The 19,759-nt window shown below is 54.2% G+C and carries 17 protein-coding genes; 3 read left to right on the forward strand and 14 right to left on the reverse strand.

Features of this window, described 5'->3' with window-relative positions:
* From HCR00_RS06660 to HCR00_RS06725, 14 genes are all read right to left on the reverse strand, one after another.
* The coding region (locus tag HCR00_RS06660; RefSeq protein WP_208317319.1) for a bifunctional copper resistance protein CopD/cytochrome c oxidase assembly protein at positions 1-2,016 on the reverse strand (2,016 nt) is incomplete at its 3' end.
* A gap of 76 nt (positions 2,017-2,092) precedes the next feature.
* Positions 2,093-2,374 (reverse strand): HU family DNA-binding protein, encoded by a 282-nt coding sequence (locus tag HCR00_RS06665; RefSeq protein ID WP_166986663.1) that lies wholly within the window; start codon positions 2,372-2,374, stop codon positions 2,093-2,095.
* 292 nt (positions 2,375-2,666) lie between these two features.
* Complete coding sequence (locus HCR00_RS06670; RefSeq protein ID WP_166986660.1) at positions 2,667-2,966, reverse strand: Dabb family protein; 300 nt, start codon at positions 2,964-2,966, stop codon at positions 2,667-2,669.
* A gap of 129 nt (positions 2,967-3,095) precedes the next feature.
* Entirely contained in the window at positions 3,096-3,401 is a 306-nt protein-coding gene (rpsN, locus tag HCR00_RS06675) for a 30S ribosomal protein S14 (RefSeq protein WP_166986656.1), read from the reverse strand.
* Positions 3,402-3,403: 2 nt separating this feature from the next.
* The gene (gene rpmG, locus HCR00_RS06680) at positions 3,404-3,571 is read right to left on the reverse strand and encodes a 50S ribosomal protein L33 (RefSeq protein WP_166986653.1); all 168 of its coding nucleotides are present in this window, start codon (positions 3,569-3,571) and stop codon (positions 3,404-3,406) included.
* A 1-nt stretch (position 3,572) separates the two neighbouring features.
* A complete protein-coding gene (gene rpmB / locus HCR00_RS06685; protein WP_166986650.1) occupies positions 3,573-3,809 on the reverse strand; it encodes a 50S ribosomal protein L28 in 237 nt (78 codons plus the stop codon).
* 170 nt (positions 3,810-3,979) lie between these two features.
* Complete coding sequence (locus HCR00_RS06690; RefSeq protein ID WP_166986647.1) at positions 3,980-4,366, reverse strand: Fur family transcriptional regulator; 387 nt, start codon at positions 4,364-4,366, stop codon at positions 3,980-3,982.
* 52 nt (positions 4,367-4,418) lie between these two features.
* Positions 4,419-5,210, reverse strand: a complete 792-nt coding sequence (locus HCR00_RS06695) for a metal ABC transporter permease (protein ID WP_167143745.1) — start codon at positions 5,208-5,210, stop codon at positions 4,419-4,421.
* Positions 5,207-6,073: a metal ABC transporter permease gene (locus tag HCR00_RS06700; protein WP_243854576.1), complete on the reverse strand. Its 867-nt coding sequence runs from the start codon at positions 6,071-6,073 to the stop codon at positions 5,207-5,209. Before HCR00_RS06700 ends, HCR00_RS06695 begins: the two co-directional genes overlap by 4 nt.
* Entirely contained in the window at positions 6,070-6,957 is an 888-nt protein-coding gene (locus tag HCR00_RS06705; RefSeq protein WP_167143748.1) for a metal ABC transporter ATP-binding protein, read from the reverse strand. The genes HCR00_RS06700 and HCR00_RS06705 overlap by 4 nt, the downstream gene beginning before the upstream one ends.
* 86 nt (positions 6,958-7,043) lie before the next feature.
* Positions 7,044-8,132, reverse strand: a complete 1,089-nt coding sequence (locus HCR00_RS06710; RefSeq protein ID WP_167143751.1) for a metal ABC transporter substrate-binding protein — start codon at positions 8,130-8,132, stop codon at positions 7,044-7,046.
* A gap of 100 nt (positions 8,133-8,232) precedes the next feature.
* On the reverse strand, positions 8,233-14,196 hold the full coding sequence (locus HCR00_RS06715; protein WP_167143930.1) for an SdrD B-like domain-containing protein: 5,964 nt from the start codon (positions 14,194-14,196) through the stop codon (positions 8,233-8,235).
* 248 nt (positions 14,197-14,444) lie between these two features.
* A complete protein-coding gene (locus HCR00_RS06720) occupies positions 14,445-15,950 on the reverse strand; it encodes a CoA-acylating methylmalonate-semialdehyde dehydrogenase (protein ID WP_167143933.1) in 1,506 nt (501 codons plus the stop codon).
* A 55-nt stretch (positions 15,951-16,005) separates the two neighbouring features.
* Positions 16,006-16,782 carry a FadR/GntR family transcriptional regulator gene (locus tag HCR00_RS06725; RefSeq protein WP_243854588.1) on the reverse strand — a complete coding sequence of 259 codons (777 nt, stop codon included), beginning with the start codon at positions 16,780-16,782 and terminating at the stop codon, positions 16,006-16,008.
* Positions 16,783-16,920: 138 nt separating this feature from the next.
* Between HCR00_RS06725 and HCR00_RS06730 the strand changes: the two genes are divergently transcribed.
* The 3 genes from HCR00_RS06730 (at position 16,921) to HCR00_RS06740 (ending at position 19,713) form a co-directional block, all read left to right on the forward strand.
* Complete coding sequence (locus HCR00_RS06730) at positions 16,921-17,916, forward strand: ABC transporter substrate-binding protein (protein WP_167143936.1); 996 nt, start codon at positions 16,921-16,923, stop codon at positions 17,914-17,916.
* 76 nt (positions 17,917-17,992) lie between these two features.
* Positions 17,993-18,922 carry an ABC transporter permease gene (locus HCR00_RS06735; protein ID WP_167143937.1) on the forward strand — a complete coding sequence of 310 codons (930 nt, stop codon included), beginning with the start codon at positions 17,993-17,995 and terminating at the stop codon, positions 18,920-18,922.
* Positions 18,922-19,713: an ABC transporter ATP-binding protein gene (locus HCR00_RS06740; RefSeq protein WP_166988011.1), complete on the forward strand. Its 792-nt coding sequence runs from the start codon at positions 18,922-18,924 to the stop codon at positions 19,711-19,713. Before HCR00_RS06735 ends, HCR00_RS06740 begins: the two co-directional genes overlap by 1 nt.
* The last annotated feature ends 46 nt before the right edge of the window (positions 19,714-19,759 follow it).

The raw sequence follows: 19,759 nt of genomic DNA on the forward strand, positions 1-19,759 counted from the left end.
AGCGTCGCGTGCCGCACGCTGCTGCAGCATCTCGTTATAAGCGCGCAACTCTGCCTCATCGGAGCGCTCAGCGGCGCGGTCACGGCGGCGCTGCTCTTTTTCATCCGAACGCGCCCACTGCCACGCCAAGACCAGCATAATCAAAAGAGTTGGCAGCTCTCCAATGCCCCAAGCGATACCGCCGCCGTTTTGCTGATCGCGTAAAGGATCCGCCCCCCATGTGCGCCCCATCGCACCAAACCAATCAGCCGCAAGCAGGCCGGTGCCGCTCATGATCGTAACTCCGAAGAAGGCGTGCGCCCCCATAGTGACGAGTAATAAAACCATGCGCAGTGTGTGCGGATAGCGTTTCGGCACCGGATCTATGCCGATCAGCGTCAGGGTGAAAAAATAGCCGGAGAGCAAAAAGTGCACAATCATCCACTGGTGCCCGAGGTGGGACTCCATCGCCCAGCGCAGCACCGGCGTGAAATAGAACACCCAGAGTGAGGCTGCGAAAATAAAACACGCCACAATCGGGTGCGTTACAAACTTTGCCCACGGGGTCTCAGTCAGCCACAGCACCCACTCACGCGCACCCCAAGAACCGTCGCGGCGTTTTGCGGCCGCCCGCAGCAGCAGAGTTACCGGCGCGCCAAGCACCAGGAGGGTCGGAATCAACATAGTCAGGAACATGTGCCCGAGCATGTGCATGCTAAACAGATATGCCTCATAAACATTTAAGAAGCCGTTCGTGACGTATGCCAAAAGCAGCATTCCGGTTATGAAAGATGCAGTGCGCAGAATCGGCCATCTATCGCCGCGTTTTCGCAAGCGCCACACCCCGAAGAGATAGAGCGCAATACCGCCTAGCGAGAAAGAAGCCCACAGCAAATCGAATTTCCACGCGTTGAATATGCTTGCAGGTGTAAACTCAGGCGGGAGCGGATCCCCCGTTAGATACTCTGCAGGGGTGATTTCGCGCTGTGATTCACGCGCTACTTCGATAGGTTGCGGGGTTGCAGTGCGGCCGAGGGCACCAGCAAAACCAGAGGCTGCTCCCATCACGGCAAGCTCCAAAAGCACCAGAGCTACAAAAGTCTTGCGGATCGCGGCAAACCCCTGCTTTCCGGCAACCGCCCCGGTTGCTGCGCGTTCCAGTGAGTTAATAATGCGCAGCCGTTGCCACGCCCCGAAGGCAATAGCTAACACCAAGGTGACAGCTTTGGCGATCAGCAGCCTGCCGTAACCAGTGCCCCAAATATCGTCTACAGTTGACAGGCGAATAACGCCGCTAACGACGCCGGATGCAGCGACGATAAACGACGCCCACAGCGCTAAAAATGAGTAGCGCTGCACGATATTCACGAGCTGCTGTGGTTTTGCACTGCTTGCTATTAAAGACACCGCTACCAGCCCACCGAGCCAGACTGCAGCGCCTGTTATGTGCATAAAAATTGCGTTGACGGCGAGACTATGCCCGCTTGCGCCAGCGGCATGGCCCTGCGCCGCAAGCGGCAGCAGTGTCAGCCCAGCTGTGAGAAGCGGCAGCAGCAGGAGCTTCCGAGAGCGGATTCCAAAGCAGAGCACAGTTGTGAGAGCCGCGCTTAAAACCAGTAAGAACCAGTACTGTCCAAGCTCGAACTCGGTAATGAACTGAAGCAGCGCCGCGCCAAACTGTGCGTCTGCGCTGAAGCTCTGATTGCTGACATCAATAAAGGTTGTCACTGTTGCGAGCATCCCGGCAACTGTCAGCACTGCTGCCGCACCGGCGGCAAGGTCGATCGTTTTTCCCCACAGTTTACTCTTGGGGTCGAGCGCCCAGAGTGCAAGAACGAGAGAGCCGACCGTTATCGCCAGAGCCACGTTTACAACCGTGCGCGAGGCCGGCACCGCATAACGCACAAAAACACCGGGATCCAGCAGCGCTCGTGCAGCGCTAGCACCACCCATATCGAGACCGGCGGCGAGTGTGAGCGCTGTCGTCACCAGCAGCAGTATTAGCGCTGGTATAAAGATACGGACAGATTTACTCACCCGTCTAGCCTACCGGAGACAAAAATCCCGGGGCCGCGATAGCTGCGACCCCGGGATCTAAATTCTTTTAAAAGATTTACTTCTTAACAGCTGCCTTCAGCTTTGAACCGATGGTAGCCTTTGCACGCTTACCAGCTGGAATGTTGATGGTCTCGCCGGTCTGTGGGTTGCGGCCAGTGCGAGCAGCGGTCTCGATGGTGTCGAAGGTTACCCAACCTGGGATTGAAACTTTACCGCCGTTAGCGAGGGTCTCAGCAACTGCGCTGAAGAGACCGTCGATTACGCTGTTTACTGCTGCCTGGCTCTGACCGGTCTCTGCAGCTACCTTTGCAACGAGTTCAGTCTTGTTGAGTGACATTTGTCATCCTTTCAAAGTGGGGTATCCACCCTAATTGTTTAAGACTCAAGGGAAGCCCCACAAGGGGAGTTTCCACCGTGACGGTGCCACGGAGTCGATCAGTTGATCTGACGCTAATTTACCCCAGTAATCGCCTATTAGCGGTGTTTTGCGGCGACTTTTTTAGTGTTTGCCCCGCAATTTTCCGGTTTCTCAGAGTTTTTTATGGTTTTTAACCCGATTTTGCGCTTTTCGAGGCTTGCAAATATCTTCGATTTCCATAGCTGAGATAGGCGCAAGGGTTACATCGTCTTTAATATTCGGCGTCAACTGCGGCGCGCGCAGCAGAGCGCGGTTTCACTATCTCGACAACCTGCAGATGCTCCGGGTGCACGCTGTATTCTGCAAGGGCTGCCGCGTCTGCAAAGTCAGTGATTAAAACTAAATCCCAGTTGCCCTCAGCTCCAAGACTCTCCGCATGCACCTCTATATGCTCTAGAGTCGGAATTTTACCGTCCATAGCCTTAAGCGCCGCAGCGCACTCGGCGGCTTGCTCAGCTCGCGCCTCGACGGTGGCGCCGTTCATTTTCCACATCACAACGTGTCGCAGCATTTACTTCTCCCAGCTCTCGATTTTGAATCCATCCATAACGATACCGCTTCATCCGCACACCTAGAATGCAAAAGCATAAGGGCGGACACTTAACAGTGCCCGCCCTTACGTCAGTATATGTATAAGCGTTTACCAGCTTGACTTGGTGATGCCTGGCAGCTCACCGCGGTGTGCCATATCGCGGAAACGCACACGGCTGACGCCGTATTTTGAAAGTACGCCACGTGGACGACCGTCGATTACGTCGCGGCTGCGCACACGCACTGGAGAAGCGTTGCGTGGCAGCTTCTGCAGGCCACGACGAGCAGCTTCACGGCTCTCAGGGGTGCCGTTTGGGTCTACGAGAGCTTTCTTCAGCTCTGCGCGACGCTCTGCGTAGCGCGCAACAACTTCCTGGCGCTGTTTGTTCTTAGCGATCATGCTTTTCTTCGCCATGATTAGCGCTCCTCTCGGAATTCAACGTGCTTACGAACTACCGGATCGTACTTCTTGAGCACGAGTCGATCTGGAGTGTTGCGGCGGTTCTTCTTGGTTACGTAGGTGTAACCGGTGCCTGCGGTAGAGCGCAGTTTAATGATTGGGCGAACGTCTTGAGCTTTTGCCATTTTAGAGCTTCACCCCACGCTTCTGCAGATCTGCAACTACGGCTTCGATACCGCGCGCATCGATAACCTTGATTCCCTTTGCTGACAGGGTCAGGGTAACCTTGCGGCCGAGTGAAGGCACGAAGTAGGTCTTTTTCTGAATGTTTGGATCAAACCGACGCTTGGTGCGGCGGTGTGAGTGTGATACGTTGTGGCCAAAGCCTGGAACGGCTCCGGTCACCTGGCACACTGCTGCCATAAATGTTTCCTCTCAGTACCGAAGAATCGCAGTGATTCTTCCCAAGATCTCTTGTCTGCGTCCCGGCCGGTTGGCACGGGTCACGGTCTGCGCTCCTAGGAGAGAACACAGCCAAGAATCAAGCTTACGCTAGTTAGCACAGCCTGCGCAAGTTTGATTACCGCGCTAGATTAACGACATTTAGCGCAGATACCGAAGATGTCGATCACGTGCTTTACGTCACTGTAGCCGTGTCGCTTTGCTTCTTCTTGCGCCCAGCGTTCAACTGGGGCGGCCGCAATCTCAACCGCTGCCCCGCATTTGCGGCAAATGAGGTGGTGGTGATGGTGGTCTGTGCTGCAAAATCGAAAGAGGTTTTCACCCTCGGGTGAGTTCAGCATGTCTGCCTCACCCAGTTCCACCAAGGTGGCGAGCGAACGGTAGACGGTTGCAAGCCCGATGGTGCTGCCCTCAGCGCGCAAACGATCGTGCAGCTGTTGGGCACTCACAAACCCGGTCTCGGCCGCCATGGCCGCCCGCACAGCCTCACGCTGCCAGGTGTTCCGCTTTACAACCATTTTCGCTCCTTAGGGCTCTGCACAAGATTGTAATGTGTTTAGTTTAAATATGTCAGGTGCGGATCGCGCGCACACCGAGTGACAGCAAAAACAAGAGCGCGACAACCAGGCCGATTGCGCCTCCGGCGGCAACTGCAAAATGCCATGACAGCCACAGGCCGACTGCGCTGGCGGTAACCGCCAAAATGAATGCGACCGGCGGCACCCAGGCGATGTTTCGCACTAAAAGCTGTGCGGTTGCGGCCGGCCCAACAACAAGCGAGACCGCAAGAATTGCGCCCACGGCCGGCATTGCCACAACGATTGTTGCGGCGGTGATGGCTGTCGCCACTAACTCAGGCAGCAGTGGATTGCCGCCCGCCGCCCGAAATCCGATGCGATCGAATGTGTCATAAAACAGTGCTCTATGTGTGAAACCGAGCACTGCGACAACGCTGCCAAGCACTACTGCGGCAACCACAATATCTGTTGTTTGCACACCGAATAGAGAACCGATAAGCAGCGATTCAACCGGAATTGAGCTGCCACCCTGCAGGGAAGCGAGCAGGGATCCGAGCGCAAAACCGAAAACCAGCACGATACCCGTTGCCGTGCCCGCCCCCTGTCGCTTAACACGACTGAGCAAAGCGAGCAACACTGTCAGGAGGAGGGCAGCAACCGCCTGCCCGAAAAGCACATTAATCCCCAGCATTGCGGCTATTACGCCACCGGGGAAGGTTGCGTGACTGAGCGCTACCGAGTAGAAAGCCCGCCCACGCATCACAATCAGCGGCCCGACTATCGCAGCAAGCATGGAGAGCAGCAGAAGTTCAACGGCTGCGCGTTCGAGATAGCTTAGTGTCACTGCGCAACCTTTCTGCTCTGTAGTTTGCGAGCTAGAGAAGGCAGCAGGGTCAGCCCGTATATTGCGATGAGGGCAAGCACTACCGCTGCACCCGCGGGGGTGTTTACGCCCAGCGCGAATGACGACCAAATTGCAAAAGCAATGCCTACGAAACTGGCGAATGCGGTGATCAGAAACGCCAGGAGCACCGTTCCCCAGAGTCTGTTAGTGAGCTGCCGAGCGGCTGCTGTTGGCACGATAAGCAGCGCTGTAACCAGCAGATTACCGAGCGCTTGCACACCAGCCACTATCAGAAACGCAATCGCAACCCCGAGGATGAGGTCGGTAGCCAGCACACTGTAACCGGCGGCGCGGAAACCGCTCACATCATGCGCACGGAAGATCTGTCGTCGCCAAGTCATGAGGATCATGAGCACTGAGAGCAGCGCTACACAGCTAAGGGCGATCAGCTGCGTCGCGGTGACGGTCAGCAGATGCCCAAATAACAGCGCATTCAAGGCGCTCACATAGTCCTGCTGCCGTGAAACGAGCACGATGCCGAGGCTGAACGCGCTGGTGAGGATCACCGCGACAGCCGCATCATTACCGAGCTTGCCGCGCTGCGTGAGGAGGGTGATAAGCACGACCGCGATCGTTGCGGCAACAAGCGCGCCAGGTAGGAGGAGTGTTGATCCGCCAATAATATAGCCGATTACTAGACCGGGAAACACCGCGTGCACGAGCCCGTCAGTGACAAACTCGAGGTCTCGAAAACTCACGAAAAGCCCGATAATACTGGCTGCAGCTGCGAGCATGAGCATGGTTAATAAACCGCGCATTATGAACGGCAGTTGAAAGGCGGCAAGTAAGTCTGTGAAGGTCACGGGCACTCTTCAGGATCTGCGGCGGCGTGCGTGTGCATCTCGTGAATGTGGTCGCCGTGGTGCACGTGGTGCTGATGCCCGGTGTCTTCGTGGCGAGTAGTGAGTTTGTGCGCGTCTATCTCAACAGTTGTGTCGTGGAATGTGGCCGCGACGTTTTCAAGGGTGAGCGCTTGGGCAATAGTGCCGAACGCGATCATACGCTGGTCGAGGAGCATCACGTGAGTGCAGGCATCTCGCGCTATCTCAAGGTCGTGCGTGCTCACAACAACGGCACATCCGCTCTCTCTAAGAGCTGTAATAGTGCGCAGTAAGGCGTCGCGATTGGGCCGGTCGAGACCGTTAAACGGCTCATCTAGCAGCAGTAGGCGTGGTTTTGCGACGAGAGCGCGAGCAAGAATTGCACGCTGCTGCTGCCCGCCGGAGAGGTCTGAGAAAAGTTTTTTCGCGTGCTCTGTCAGGCCTACAGTCGACAAGGCTTCACTGATGGCGGCTTTGCCGTTTTTTCCGATCGGTTGCAGCGCACGGCGGTGACTGTAGAGACCCATTGCGAGGACCTGCTGCACAGACACAGGAATCTGCAGGTTGCGACTGTCTGCTTGAGGCAGCAGCCCCAGTTGTTTGTTTGCGGATCCGGGCCGCACCCCGAGCACCTGCGCGCTGCCGCCAAGATGCTCAGTAAGCCCGGCGAGACCGTTCAGCAGCGTCGATTTTCCGCTGCCGTTTGGCCCGATTAAAGCAACCGACTCGCCCGCATGCAGGGTGGCGGTGATGTTTGCTGCCGCTGCCCTGCCGGCGTAGCCAAAACTGGCGTCTCGCAGATCAACCACGGCTGCTGCCTGCGCAGGCTTTCGTGGCGGGATCGGTCTTGTTAAAGTTTTACTCATCTCGCTGTATCGCTTGACTGGGGTGTGAGGTTAGACAGTTCTCGAACAAGGTTGTGCCAGATCGAATGCCGCCTTTTACTCCCGCACTAGTTTGTGACTTCTTGTGGCACAGGAGAAGGATCGTATCCCCACGCCTGCAGGATATTTTCTGTGTTGGCGATCGTTGCCCCGATGTAGGTGTTTGCCGGCGGTTCTACACCGACAGCATCAGCATAAATCGGATCTGTGACAAGCACCACGTTTGCCTCGTTTGCAACGGTTTTGCTGAGCCGATCACTAACGCTTGACTCAAAGAAGATAGCCTGCACACCCGATTTTTTAATGTTGGCAACAAGCTCGTTAATTTCCGCAGCACTCGGCTCGGAGTTATCTTCAAAGCTCGGGATCACGCTGCCAACAAACTCTATGCCATAACTGTCAAGGTAGTACAGGAGAGCATTATGGCTGCTCACAAACCGTTTTTTAGCAGGATCCACCTTCGCGAATTCTGACGCAATCCAGCTGTCAAGCGCAGCTAGTTTTTCACCATAGGCTGTCGCGTTTTCGTGATAGTACTCCCGGTTTTCTGGGTCTGCTTTACTCAGCGCCTCTGCAATTGGGTCAAGCATCTGCCGAGCCATTTTCGGTGCTGTCCAAATGTGCGGATTGACACCACCGTGATCGTGATCATGATCGTGATCGTGATCCTCAGCTTCGGTAGCGTGACCGTCGTGATCAGCTTCACCCTGCGCGGCAGATTTTGCGGTTATCTCTGCAGCGGCCTCTAGGTCTACAGCGTCTGCCGCCTCAACAATTTTGCCGTGAAAGCCACTCGATTTAATTGCCGAGTCGAGAAATTCTTCAAGCCCGACTCCGTTTAGAAAGAGAATGTCTGCCTCGCCGAGTGCGACTAGATCAGCTGGGGTTGGATCAAAATTGTGCGCACTGGCACCCGGTTTTAAAAGCCCGGTGAGTTGCACACGATCACCGGCAATTTGCGCAACAAAGTCTTGCACCTGGGTGGTGCTCGCAACTACTTTAAGTTTGCCTTCTGCGCTGCCGCTACTCTGTGCTGCTCCGGTGTCAGAGGTGCCGCCTGTGGCGCATCCAGCAAGCGCGAGACCGCAGACTGCGAAAGCACCGATTAGGGTGGCGATTCTCTTTCGTAAACCGTTTTTTAGCATACCCTCCAGCATACCCCTTAATGATAATCGTTCACAAATAGCGGTAGCTTGGGGTAATAGTTTGGGGGTCCGAGTAACACCCGAACCCCCAACAACTAACCTAGTCAGCTAGCTAGCTTTCCTGCTCCTCCTTGCGGCGACCGGCCACCAGCAGCACACCAGCAGCAAGCGCAACCAAGATCACACCGATCACAGCAAACTCACCACTAGAACCAGTGATAGCCAGACCAGGCTTCCGAGGCGCAGCCTTAATCGGCTCAGGCGACTTCACAAGCCCGAAATTAGCCTCAGCAGTCCACTCATTGCCCGCATCCAAGGTAACCGACCAGCCGTCAGCACCAAAACTGAACTCAAAACCAGCAGGCACAGTATCAGGATCAATCTTCACCGTGTAGCTACCAGGCTCAAGATCACCGAACTCAAAGAAACCATTCTCATCAGTCTCAGAAGTCCCGATCAGCTCACCCTGAGCATCGAAAAGGTTAACCTTCACATTCGGGAAACCCTTACTTGGGTCAGGCAGATTACTGCGATCCGCATCATTCCAGACAGTGCCGGTCACCTTGCCAGCGCCAATCAGACCAAAGTCCTGCTGCTCAGCAGTCATCTGCTCAGGCGTAAGCTCTACCGAAAGCACCTCATCAGTGGTCAACTTGTAACCAGCAGGCACATCAACAATGCGCAAGGTGTACTCTCCCGGCCACAGCTTCTCAACTACATAACCGCCGTCTTTATCAGTAACCGCAGTAATCGGCTTACCTTCAGAGTCGAGCACCGGATTACCGTCAGCATCATAAAGACCTACAACAACATTCTCGAAAGTATTCTCAGCCCCATCAAAAACACCGTCGCGATCACCGTCGTTGAAAATGCTGCCCGTAATAACGCCGGTGCCAACAACACCGAAGTCAATATCGCTACGCGCAACATCCTTACCACTGATAGTGAAGGTGTAGCTCTCGCCGCGTGAGTCGTCACGGCCGTTACCAGCATCAGCTGGCGAAGCCGTAAACCCAGCAGGCAAATCAAACTTCACAGTGTAGGTGCCGGCAGGCAGCTCATCAAAGCTGTACAGACCCTGCTCATTGGTAGTCGCAGTCAACGGCTCACCATCACCATTCAGCACAGGCTCACCCTTACGATCAAGCAGGTTCACAACTACACCCGCAAGACCAGGCTCAGCAGGATCCTGAATTCCGTCACCGTCCTTATCGAGCCAGACACGGTCACCAACCCTAACCGGTTTCGCGTAACCAAAGTCACGATCGTTCACAACCATGCTTTCAGCAGACTCATCGCTCAAAGCAACATCGTAAACACCACCGGCTGCTGGGCCAGAAGACTGCGAGTAGCCGGCAGGCAGAGTATCTGTCTTAACCCGCACCTGGTAATCACCAGGAGCAAGATTAGCAAAACGATACCCACCAGCATCATTCGTCACAGCGGTAGCAATGACATTACCGGTAGCAGGATCAACCAGCTCAACAGTCACACCATTGAACGGACCCTCACCGGCATCCTGCACACCGTCACCGTTGTCATCGTTGAAGAGCTTGCCGGTAATCACACCAGCATTCTTCACAGCAGCATCAACGTCCAGACGCTCCTGACCAGAAACAACAGTCACAGGAGTAATAACACCCTCACCAGCATTCAGCTCAGCAAGCTTATTATCAGCGCCGGTCACAGTCGCGGCATACGCATTCTTAGAAGGCAGCACTAGCTTCACCTGATAGTCGCCAGGACGCAAGCCAGGGAAACTGTACTTCCCCTCAGCATCGGTGGTCACAACAACAGGGTCACCAGCTGCATCGGTCACAGGGTCACCAGCTGCATTAAGCAGATGCACCTCAACACCAGCAATACCAGACTCACCAGCATCACGAACACCATTATCGTTACCATCAAGCCAGACAGTATCACCAATAGAAGCAGGACGATAGAAACCAAAATCCTGATCCAAATTAGTCATCGCCGCAGGCGTAAGGCTCACAGTCCCCGAAGTCAAAGACAGCTCGCCCTCACCAGGACCAAACGACTGCACAAAACCATCAGGCTGAGCAACACGCACCTTGTAATCACCAGGCACAACACGCTCAAAACGGTACTTACCATCAGCGCCAGTAACCGCGGTAACAGGCTCAGCCCCATCAGCCAGCACATTACCGTTCACATCAACCGGCTCACCAGCAGCGTTCAACAGCGTCACAACAACACCGGCAACACCAGGCTCACCAGCATCATGCTTACCGTTACCATTAGTGTCTTCAAAAACGAGATCACCAATAACACCAGCGCCAACAAAACCGAAATCAACACTGTTATTAGTCTCACCAGAAACCACAGTCACAGCGCTCTTATTCGGATTTGAATCAACCCCACGATCAGCCCCCTGCTCAGCAGACGCAGGAACATAACCAGCAGGAGTCTCATACTCAACGGTGTAAGCACCAGGACGCAAGCCAGGGAAACTGTACTTCCCCTCAGCATCCGTCTTCACAGACGCAACAGTCTTACCACCGGCATCAACAAGCTTGACAGTAACATCAGCAAGCGGACGCTCACCCGCACCCTGCACACCGTCATTATTCTCATCAAGCCAGACAGTATCACCAATAGAAGCAGGCTGTAAGAACCCGAAATCAACACCGTTAAGGTCACCCTTAACACTGATCTTCCGTTCATTAGACTGCTTCGCACTGTTCAGCCACTCAGTCTCCGACTCAGGCAGACCAGCAGGGTTTACACGCACAGTGTAATCACCAAGCTCGACACCAGTGAACTTGTAGCTACCGTCCTCTGCTGTAACGGCAGTAGCAACAACCTCACCCTTGCCGTTGACCAACTCAACAGTCACACCAGCAAACCGCTGCTGCTCACCCTCATCGATAACAGCATCATCATCCGAGTCGTGCCACAGCGTGCCAGTAACAGCAGCACCAATCGTAAAGCACGCCTTGCTTTCAACAGGATCAGGAGTTTGCCTTGAAGTCATCGTCGCAGTATTGCAAATTTCCTGGCCAGGCTCACCGGTAACTGTTGCGACAAGTTCCAAAGTCGCAGTGTTCGGGAATGTGCCTTCCTCACCCTGACGCACCAACGGGTCAAGCGGATCGGCGAGAGTCCACGTGAATGTCTCCGGATCAAAGGTGCCGTTATCGGCCTTTGTTTCCTCCTGTAGGAGTGTTAAGCCCGCTGGCAACTTATCGACCGCCACAATCCCTGATGCACGGCCCTGACCCTCATTATTGACGGTTAAGGAGTATCGCACTTTAGCGCCCTTTGACGCCGTAGTAGCATTTGTGCCCTGCCCGTCGATCACCCAACCCGGGTTGAGGCTCTTAGAGAACTTCAGATCTACCGGGAGCTGCAAACCCACCTTTGGAGGCTCTACAGGGAGCAACCACCGATCATTCGCAGCCTGCTGCGCGGTTACAGCGAATGAGTTCCACGCAACGCCCTCCGCTTCGATTGGGGCCTTTATAGAAACTTCTGCAACCCACGTCTCTTGTGGCTTTAGCACAAGATCTTTATCAAACTGGATACGAATTGCATTAACACTGGACCAGTCTGTGATCTGATCTGCAGTCAACCACTGTTGGTTAAAGTCTGCAGGGAGAGCGGCCGCTCCACCTGTGCCGGTAACTTCCTCACGCCACGGGTTATTTGATGTAGAGTAGCGCACCTCTGCGGTGACTCCGTTGCTTGCAATCTTGACTGGACCGGTCAAATCAGGCGTCCACTCAGATTCACGCGGCAGCATATGAGCAGGGCCAACACCGGTGTCACCAACGAATGGCAGCAGGTCATAAGCGATCACGTTTTTGAGTGGTGTATTACCCTCGTTAGTCACATTCAATCGGAAGGTGGCAGGGGCACCAAGATCTACGTAACCGAAGTCAGGTGAGTTTTTAAACTCTTTATCACGAGAACCCTTAACCTGCTTCACACCACCGATGGCTGGTGAAGGTGCAACGGTGTAGTTTACAGATGCTTCACAGCCAACACGGTTAGGGTCACCAAGGTTTGCTTTATTATCAGCATCAGGCTCAGAGATTCCTCTACCTCTGTTGCAGATAGTTGGATCTGATTCAGTACCAATTCCCGTTGCAAAGCGATCGAATACCTGGAAGGTGTTCGTGTTTACACCCTCAGGAGCGCTTTTCCCTACTAAAGCATTAAAGGTCAGATAGAAGGAGCCGCCGCCTATGAATCCCATATCTTCAGGGAATGAGAAGCGCACCAACTGGCGGCCGGTGCCGTTCCAGTCATCAACTGTTTCAACATTGACATTGGCTGTAGTAAATTCCCTGTTGTTGAAAATTTGCGGGAGCTGCGCACGTGCACTTCGAAGTGACGTAAATGTCAAACCCTTAGGTAGCAGATCGGTGTAGACAGGATAAGCCTTTTCAAGGCCGCTGTTACGAATATTTAATGAGAATCCAACAGTTTGCCCCGGCTGCAGGTTAGTTGAGCCGATAATTTCCTTCTCGACACTGAAGCTTGGCCGAGGGTTGTTCTCAACACGCATGTAAGCGTTAGCAGTTGTTTCCCCTACAACAGCGCCCGTAGCTGGGTTTGTAAAGGTTGCGGTGGCAGTGTTTTCAACGATAACAGGCGCACCCTTACCCTTTGGCACATCTGCCCGCGCATACTGCGTTGAGTCTGGCGCAAACTCAGGAACAGTCGTTGCAGTGGTCGCCACCGCTTCAACTTGAGCCTGTTCAGCAACACCCAAGTCTGCTTGAACTTCCCACTTTGTAACAGCTTCGCCAGACGCCAACCCCTCAACCTTTAACGGTTCATCAGAGGTGATAACGCCCTGCCCGGTGTTGCCGAGATTGGTTACCCAGCTCACCTGCATCGAAGCCGCTGATTTACCAGCGCCGGCTCGTTTGAATGCAGTAATAATCGAGTCGGGATTCTTACAGTTAGTCGAACCGTCTTTCGGTGACACAAAACCGCACGGCACGTAGTCAACGGTGTGCACGTGAATCGGCACGTTTCCGGTATTATTAGCCGAAACCGACCAAGACGACCGCAACTCAAGGCCACGCGCACTCACTGCCAAACTGTTACCGCTAACAGGATCACCTGGAGAGCTAACCCCGTTCCACTTGGCAAAAATTCCACGCGGAGTTGGCGTTGTGAACGAGTGTGTTATCGTCCTTGTGTTGCTCGTTAAAAGCTCACCACTTCCGAACTCTTTTGCGGTTGTTTTAGCAGTTAGAGTTACCTGCTGATTTATAAAGGACTCCGGGTAGACAACCTTCAAGGTGTAATCAGGTCGCCCAAGGTAGTCGCCACCCTCGTCATTGTCATTCCATTTTGGCCATGTGACTGTGTTAGTTTCCGGATCATACACACCACCGTGTGAGGCTTCGACGCTGGTAACTCCGGCAGGAACAGTTACAACAGTTTCTACCTCGGTAAGCCCGATTGTGCCCGGTGTAATAATTCGGTTCTTATCTGGACTCACTGGGTTCTCAAGCTGCGTTGCCCCACTGCTGGGGGTGCGAGAAGCAACAACCCTATATTCAACCGGAGAGCCAACGGCTGGCGTAGCAGCAGTTGGCTGTGTAAAACTGGTTCCAACGTAGGCTTCGCCCGTCACCGTTGTAGATGCAGTAGCAGTTGCAGGAGTGGCAACGTTGTCAGCGTCGACTGTAACCACAGGTGAGATTGTCGCCCCGTCCATAGTGTAAGGACGTGAAGTCTGCAGAGTAAAGTTCATCGTGCCAGATCTACCCGCCGGCACAGTGTCACTCATCTTCCATGTAATGGTTCTGGTCTGAGCGTTGTAAACAGGGTTGCCGGAGAAGCCGCCTGACGAAGGCGAAGCTGACACAAAGGTCGGGTGGCTCTTCTCAATATGTCGATCTGCCGGGCTCGGCATATCGATGGGCACACTAACCGTCATTCCTGCACAGTCCACAGTGACTGAGCTACAGGCCCATGCAACCTGAAATGTCGCTTGCTCGCCCGAGCGAATGTTTGGATTCAACGCAGTCAAAGTAGCGTTAAGAGCAGCAGTGCCTGTTTGCGCCATCGCGGGGGCGACGGTACCAAAAGCCAAACTGCTGCCGATAAATACAGCCGCTATAGCGCTTAAAGCTTTATGGAGGCTGCTTGAAAGAGGGGACTTTCTTCTAGGCATTATCATCAATTCCAATATTTAGATTTATGTAAGGCAAATTAATCCTACGCCCAAGAAAGATAAATATAAAATCGGTAATTGCTCAAAAACACTCCCCCCCCCCGAAAAACACAGAATTTAGGGCACAAAAAGGGGAGGGAGCCTTAGCCCCCTCCCCTTACGCAAAACTAGTCGTTCTGCGGGAAGCCGAGGTTAATACCACCGTGCTTTGCCGGATCCAACCACCGACTGGTGACAGCCTTTTCTCTAGTGAAGAAGTCAAAGCCGTGCACACCGTAGGCCTTGGAATCACCGAACAAAGAAGCTTTCCAACCGCCAAATGAGTGGTAAGCAACCGGCACAGGAATCGGCACGTTAATTCCGATCATGCCCACCTGCACCTCATTTTGGAAGCGACGAGCAGCCCCACCATCATTCGTGAAAATCGCAGTACCATTGCCAAAAGCGCCGCTGTTAATCAGCTCAACACCCTCATCAAAGCTCTGGATGCGCACAACGCTAAGCACGGGGCCGAAGATTTCTTCGGTGTAGGCACGAGAGTCAGTCGGCACGCGGTCGAGCAGTGTTGGCCCGAGGAAGAACCCGTTTTCACAGCCAGGAACCTTAAAGCCGCGGCCATCGACAACAACATCTGCGCCATCTTCCTCAGCAATATCGATGTATCCCGCCACCTTATTGCGGTGTTCTGCGGTAATCAGTGGCCCCATATCCGGTTCCTGCTCATCAGCACCGTTACCGATCTTCAGTTCTGCCATGCGGCTCTTGATCTTCTCGATGAGCTCATCAGCCACGCTCTCAATTGCCAAAACAACTGAGATCGCCATGCAGCGCTCACCCGCTGCACCGTATCCGGCGTTAATAGCCTGATCCGCAACCAGATCCAGATCAGCATCAGGCAACACCAGCATGTGATTCTTTGCGCCGCCCAGCGCCTGCACTCGCTTACCGTTTGCGGCAGCAGTTTCGTAGATGTATTTCGCGATCGGGGTGGATCCCACAAACGAGATAGAAGCAACCTGATCTGAGTGCAACAAACCGTCTACCGCAAGCTTGTCACCGTTGAGCACTGTGAAAACACCGTCTGGCAGCCCCGCTTCTTTCCACAGCTCTGCGAGCCAGATTGAAGCTGACGGGTTCTTCTCGGATGGTTTTACAACAACCGCGTTACCTGCAGCAATGGCAATTGGGAAAAACCACATTGGCACCATCGCAGGGAAGTTAAACGGGCTAATAATTCCTGCAACACCGATCGGCTGTTTAATTGAATAGACGTCAATACCGGTTGATGCATTCTCGCTGAAAGCTCCCTTGATCAGATGCGGGAACCCGGTTGCAAGCTCGACAACCTCCTGCCCGCGGAGGATCTCACCCATAGCGTCAGACAACACCTTGCCGTGTTCGCGAGTGATAATCTCAGCCAGCTCACCCTTGCGCTCGTTCAACAGCTCGCGGAACTTAAAAATAATAGCTTGGCGACGGGCCACCGACTGCCGGCTCCAGCTCTCATACGCGGTGTGCGCGGTAGCAATAGCCTCTGCGATTTCGCTCTCAGTAGCCAGCGAGACTGCGGCGATCTCTTCACCTGTGGCTGGGTTAAACACCGGGCTGGTAGCGCCTGCTCCTTCGCGGCGCTCACCGTTAATCCAGTGTGGAATAACTGGGGTGTTGCTCATATTTAATAGCTCCTTTAATTAATTAATCTCAAGCTCTGTCACGTCTGCGACGATACTAATCGTCGATTCCAAGATCATCAATGCGCTGCTGCTGTTCGTCTGAGCGTGCGAGCGTGGGCACAATCTGCTGTTCTTCGCTAACCATCACAACATCGTGGTCAACATGCGCGGCCATAACGTGCACGGCATCGATAAAATCCTGTCGCTGGATCGCATCAATTAACTTTGCGTGATACTTTTCCATCTCCTGCGCGGAGGCCATATTAACCAGGCGGCCACGATGCTGTGGGGTGCGCAGCTGCTCGTTGATACCCGCATAAAGCGCAGAAAGCAGGCGATTTTTCGCCGCATCAAACATCAGCAAATGGAACTTACTCTCAAAAGCATTAGTCGCGCTGTTTGCTGTGGCAATAGGGCAGAGCGAACAGCCTTTTTCTTCTTCAGCAGCAACAATCATCGCCTGAATGTCTTCTTCGGTGCGATGAATGGTCGCCTGCTGCGCCGCTTCAATCTCTAAGGCCCGGCGATAGCTCAGAATCTCTTCAAGCGTAAAAGCGTTCAAAAACTCATTCAGCAGCGCGCTTGAGGGGGTCGCCGAACGCACAAAAGTGCCGCGCCCCGGCAGCGTTTCAAGCATTCCCATGTTGGCGAGCGAACGCACCGCCTCACGCACTGTGGAGCGGCCGACACCCATCTGCTCAACGAGTTCGGGCTCAATTGGAATACGGGACCCAACCGCCCACTCACCTGTTGTGATTTTGCGGCGTAAATAAGACAGTGAGCTGCGTGCCCGCTCAGAACCTGTCGCCATCTTCGCTCCCGTAATTGTCACTGAATACTAACTCACAAGTATAACCGCGGAAGAGGCAAATACGCGCGCACAACCTCACCTTTAATGCTGCGTTCAAGTTAGAATAAATGCGTCAGTTAAATAGTCACTTTAGTGACTCATATACAAAGGACCCAAACCATGCGTAAAACCTTCATGCGCGCGGCCGCCCTGGTCGCGGTCACAGCCGCCGCAGTTGCGACAGCAGCCTGCGCGAACGGCACTAGCGAAACTAACGGCGCAAGCGACACCGCTGCTGACAGCTACAAGATTGGCATCAACCAGCTTGTGCAGCACCCAGCCCTAGACGCTGCAAACGCTGGCTTCAAGCGCGCATTTGACGATGCAGGTGTTGATGTTGATTGGACAGAGCAGAACGCGAACGGCGAGCAGGGCACAGCGCTAACCATCGCACAAAGCTTTGCGAACAGCGATCTTGACCTGGTTTACGCAATCGCAACCCCAGCTGCGCAGGCTACCGCACAAACCATCACTGACATCCCGGTGCTGTTTTCTGCTGTCACCGACCCAGAGGCTGCAGAGCTGGTTAAAAGCAATAGCGCCCCCGGCAACAACGTCACCGGCACCAGCGACCTAGCTGAGATCAAAGACCAGCTTGCGCTGCTGAAGCAAATCGTGCCCGACGCTAAGAAGGTCGGGATCGTTTACGCCAACGGTGAAGTAAACTCACAGGTTCAGGTTGACGCCGCCAAAAAAGCAGCTGCAGATCTTGATCTTGAGATTGTTACCCAGACCGTTGCCGTAGCAAGCGATCTGCAGCAGGCAACCGATGCCCTAGGTGACGTTGATGCAATTTACGTTCCAACAGACAACCTCGTTGTATCAGGTATCGCAGCTGTCGTTAACGTCGCTGAGCAGAAGAAGATCCCTGTAATCGGTGCTGAGGCAGGCACCGTTGAGGGTGGCGCTGTTGCAACCCTGGGCATTGACTACGACGCACTCGGCTACCAGACCGGGCAGATGGCCTTGAAAATTCTCAAGGGGCAAGACCCAGCAAAAACCCCAGTAGAGTTCGCTAACGAATACACCTATGTTGTGAACGAAGCTGCTGCCGCACGCCAGGGTGTGACCATCCCGGCAGAGATCCTCGATAAGGCAGAAAAGATCAGCGAGTAAAATCGCATCACTAACACTAACGGGCGGCGGCTTTCGGGTCGCCCCCGACTGTGTTTTATTTAGGTAAGCAGAACCCATGATTGGCACCCTCGAACTCGGCCTTATTTTCGGCGTCGTAGCGCTCGGCGTTTACCTCACGTTCAAGGTCTTAAATTTCCCCGACCTCACGGTAGACGGCAGCTTCACAACCGGCGCAGCAACCGCAGGCATCCTGATTACGGCTGGCATAAATCCGTTCCTGGCAACCCTTGCTGGTTTCGGCGCCGGTCTTATTGCAGGGGCCATCACGGGAGTGCTTCACACATACCTAAAAATTGACGGTTTGCTAGCCGGTATTCTCTCGATGATTGCGCTCTGGTCTATTAACCTGCGCATCATGGGCTCGCCAAATCTCCCGCTAACTCGGGTAGACACAGTGTTTACGCCGCTTCGAGACGGCGCACTAGCAGACTTGGGTCTGCGTCTCGGCTCCTGGGGTGGCGTTTTTGTGCTTGCGGTGGTCGCCATCGCATTAAAACTCGTCATCGACTGGTTTCTCTCAACCAACCTCGGTTTAGCCGTGCAGGCAACCGGTGACAATGAACCGATGATCCGCTCATTCGGTGTTAACACCAACGCCACCAAAATACTTACTCTGGCGCTCTCCAACGGCCTTGTCGCGCTCGCCGGCGCAATGCTCGCGCAGTATCAAAACTTCGCCGATATGAGCATGGGCGTGGGCATGATCCTTATCGGTCTCGCGTCTGTCATCCTCGGTCAGGCGGTTATCGGTCAGTCGCGCATCTGGCAGGCCACGCTCGCTGTTGTGGTTGGTGCCGTGCTCTACCGTGTGATCATTTTCTTTGCGCTGGCAGTCGGGTTGAATCCGAACGATATGCGTCTTATCACCGCACTTTTGGTGCTCGCGGCGCTGGTGTTACCGCGCATCGGTATCTTCAAAAACTTGTGGATCCCGCGCTTAAACTCCAAAGGCAAACTCATCCCCGCGGATGGAGGCACTCGCTAATGCTTAAACTGACAGGCATCCACAAGACTTTTTTTGCTGGCACGGTCAATGAGCGGCGCGCTCTCGTTGATATTAATCTGAGCCTCGAGCCGGGAGACTTTCTCACTATCATCGGCTCAAACGGTGCCGGTAAATCGACTCTGTTAAACACACTCGCAGGCCGCTACAGTCCGGATCGCGGCAGTGTGACAATTGCGGGTCGTGACGTCACCAAACTTGATGAGCCCAGTCGCGCTAAGTTTGTCGGCCGCGTCTTTCAAGACCCAATGGCGGGCACGGCACCAAACCTAACGATTGAGCAAAATATGGCGCTCGCACTCTCACGCGGCAAGGGGCGAGGGTTGCGACTCGGCTTAAACGCTGCGAAGCGTGATCTCTTCCGTCAAGAGCTTAAAAGTCTAGACCTCGGGCTGGAAGACCGTCTCACCGCAAAAGTTGGTGTGCTCTCCGGTGGTCAACGCCAGGCTCTGTCGCTACTAATGGCAGGGTTCACACACCCTGATATTTTGCTCCTCGATGAACACACAGCGGCACTTGATCCGCAGCGTGCAGAGCTTGTTACAAATCTCACCGATCAAATTGTGAAACGCGGCAAGCTGACAACCGTAATGGTGACGCACAACATGCAGCAGGCATTAAGCCTGGGAAACAAGCTCTTAATGATGCATGAGGGGCAGATTGTTTTCACAGCCGATGCGGCCGCAAAAGCCCAGCTCACTGTTGCAGATTTGCTTGGTGAATTTGCGAAGATTAAGGGCGCTAGCCTCGACGATCGGGCAATGCTGAGTTAGACTCGCGCGTCACAACTGCCTATATGCCATTTGCCGCATAAAGTTA

It is taken from the genome of Canibacter zhoujuaniae (genome assembly GCF_011752005.1).
Lineage (GTDB): Bacteria > Actinomycetota > Actinomycetes > Actinomycetales > Microbacteriaceae > Canibacter > Canibacter zhoujuaniae.

Bases quoted from the DNA above. Each gene is read 5' to 3' on its own strand.
- HCR00_RS06665 (WP_166986663.1), bottom strand. From the start codon at position 2,374: ATGTCACTCAACAAGACTGAACTCGTTGCAAAGGTAGCTGCAGAGACC.
- HCR00_RS06670 (WP_166986660.1), bottom strand. From the start codon at position 2,966: ATGCTGCGACACGTTGTGATGTGGAAAATGAACGGCGCCACCGTCGAG.
- rpsN (WP_166986656.1), bottom strand. From the start codon at position 3,401: ATGGCGAAGAAAAGCATGATCGCTAAGAACAAACAGCGCCAGGAAGTT.
- rpmG (WP_166986653.1), bottom strand. From the start codon at position 3,571: ATGGCAAAAGCTCAAGACGTTCGCCCAATCATTAAACTGCGCTCTACC.
- rpmB (WP_166986650.1), bottom strand. From the start codon at position 3,809: ATGGCAGCAGTGTGCCAGGTGACCGGAGCCGTTCCAGGCTTTGGCCAC.
- HCR00_RS06690 (WP_166986647.1), bottom strand. From the start codon at position 4,366: ATGGTTGTAAAGCGGAACACCTGGCAGCGTGAGGCTGTGCGGGCGGCC.
- HCR00_RS06705 (WP_167143748.1), bottom strand. From the start codon at position 6,957: ATGAGTAAAACTTTAACAAGACCGATCCCGCCACGAAAGCCTGCGCAG.
- HCR00_RS06710 (WP_167143751.1), bottom strand. From the start codon at position 8,132: ATGCTGGAGGGTATGCTAAAAAACGGTTTACGAAAGAGAATCGCCACC.
- HCR00_RS06720 (WP_167143933.1), bottom strand. From the start codon at position 15,950: ATGAGCAACACCCCAGTTATTCCACACTGGATTAACGGTGAGCGCCGC.
- HCR00_RS06730 (WP_167143936.1), top strand. From the start codon at position 16,921: ATGCGTAAAACCTTCATGCGCGCGGCCGCCCTGGTCGCGGTCACAGCC.
- HCR00_RS06735 (WP_167143937.1), top strand. From the start codon at position 17,993: ATGATTGGCACCCTCGAACTCGGCCTTATTTTCGGCGTCGTAGCGCTC.
- HCR00_RS06740 (WP_166988011.1), top strand. From the start codon at position 18,922: ATGCTTAAACTGACAGGCATCCACAAGACTTTTTTTGCTGGCACGGTC.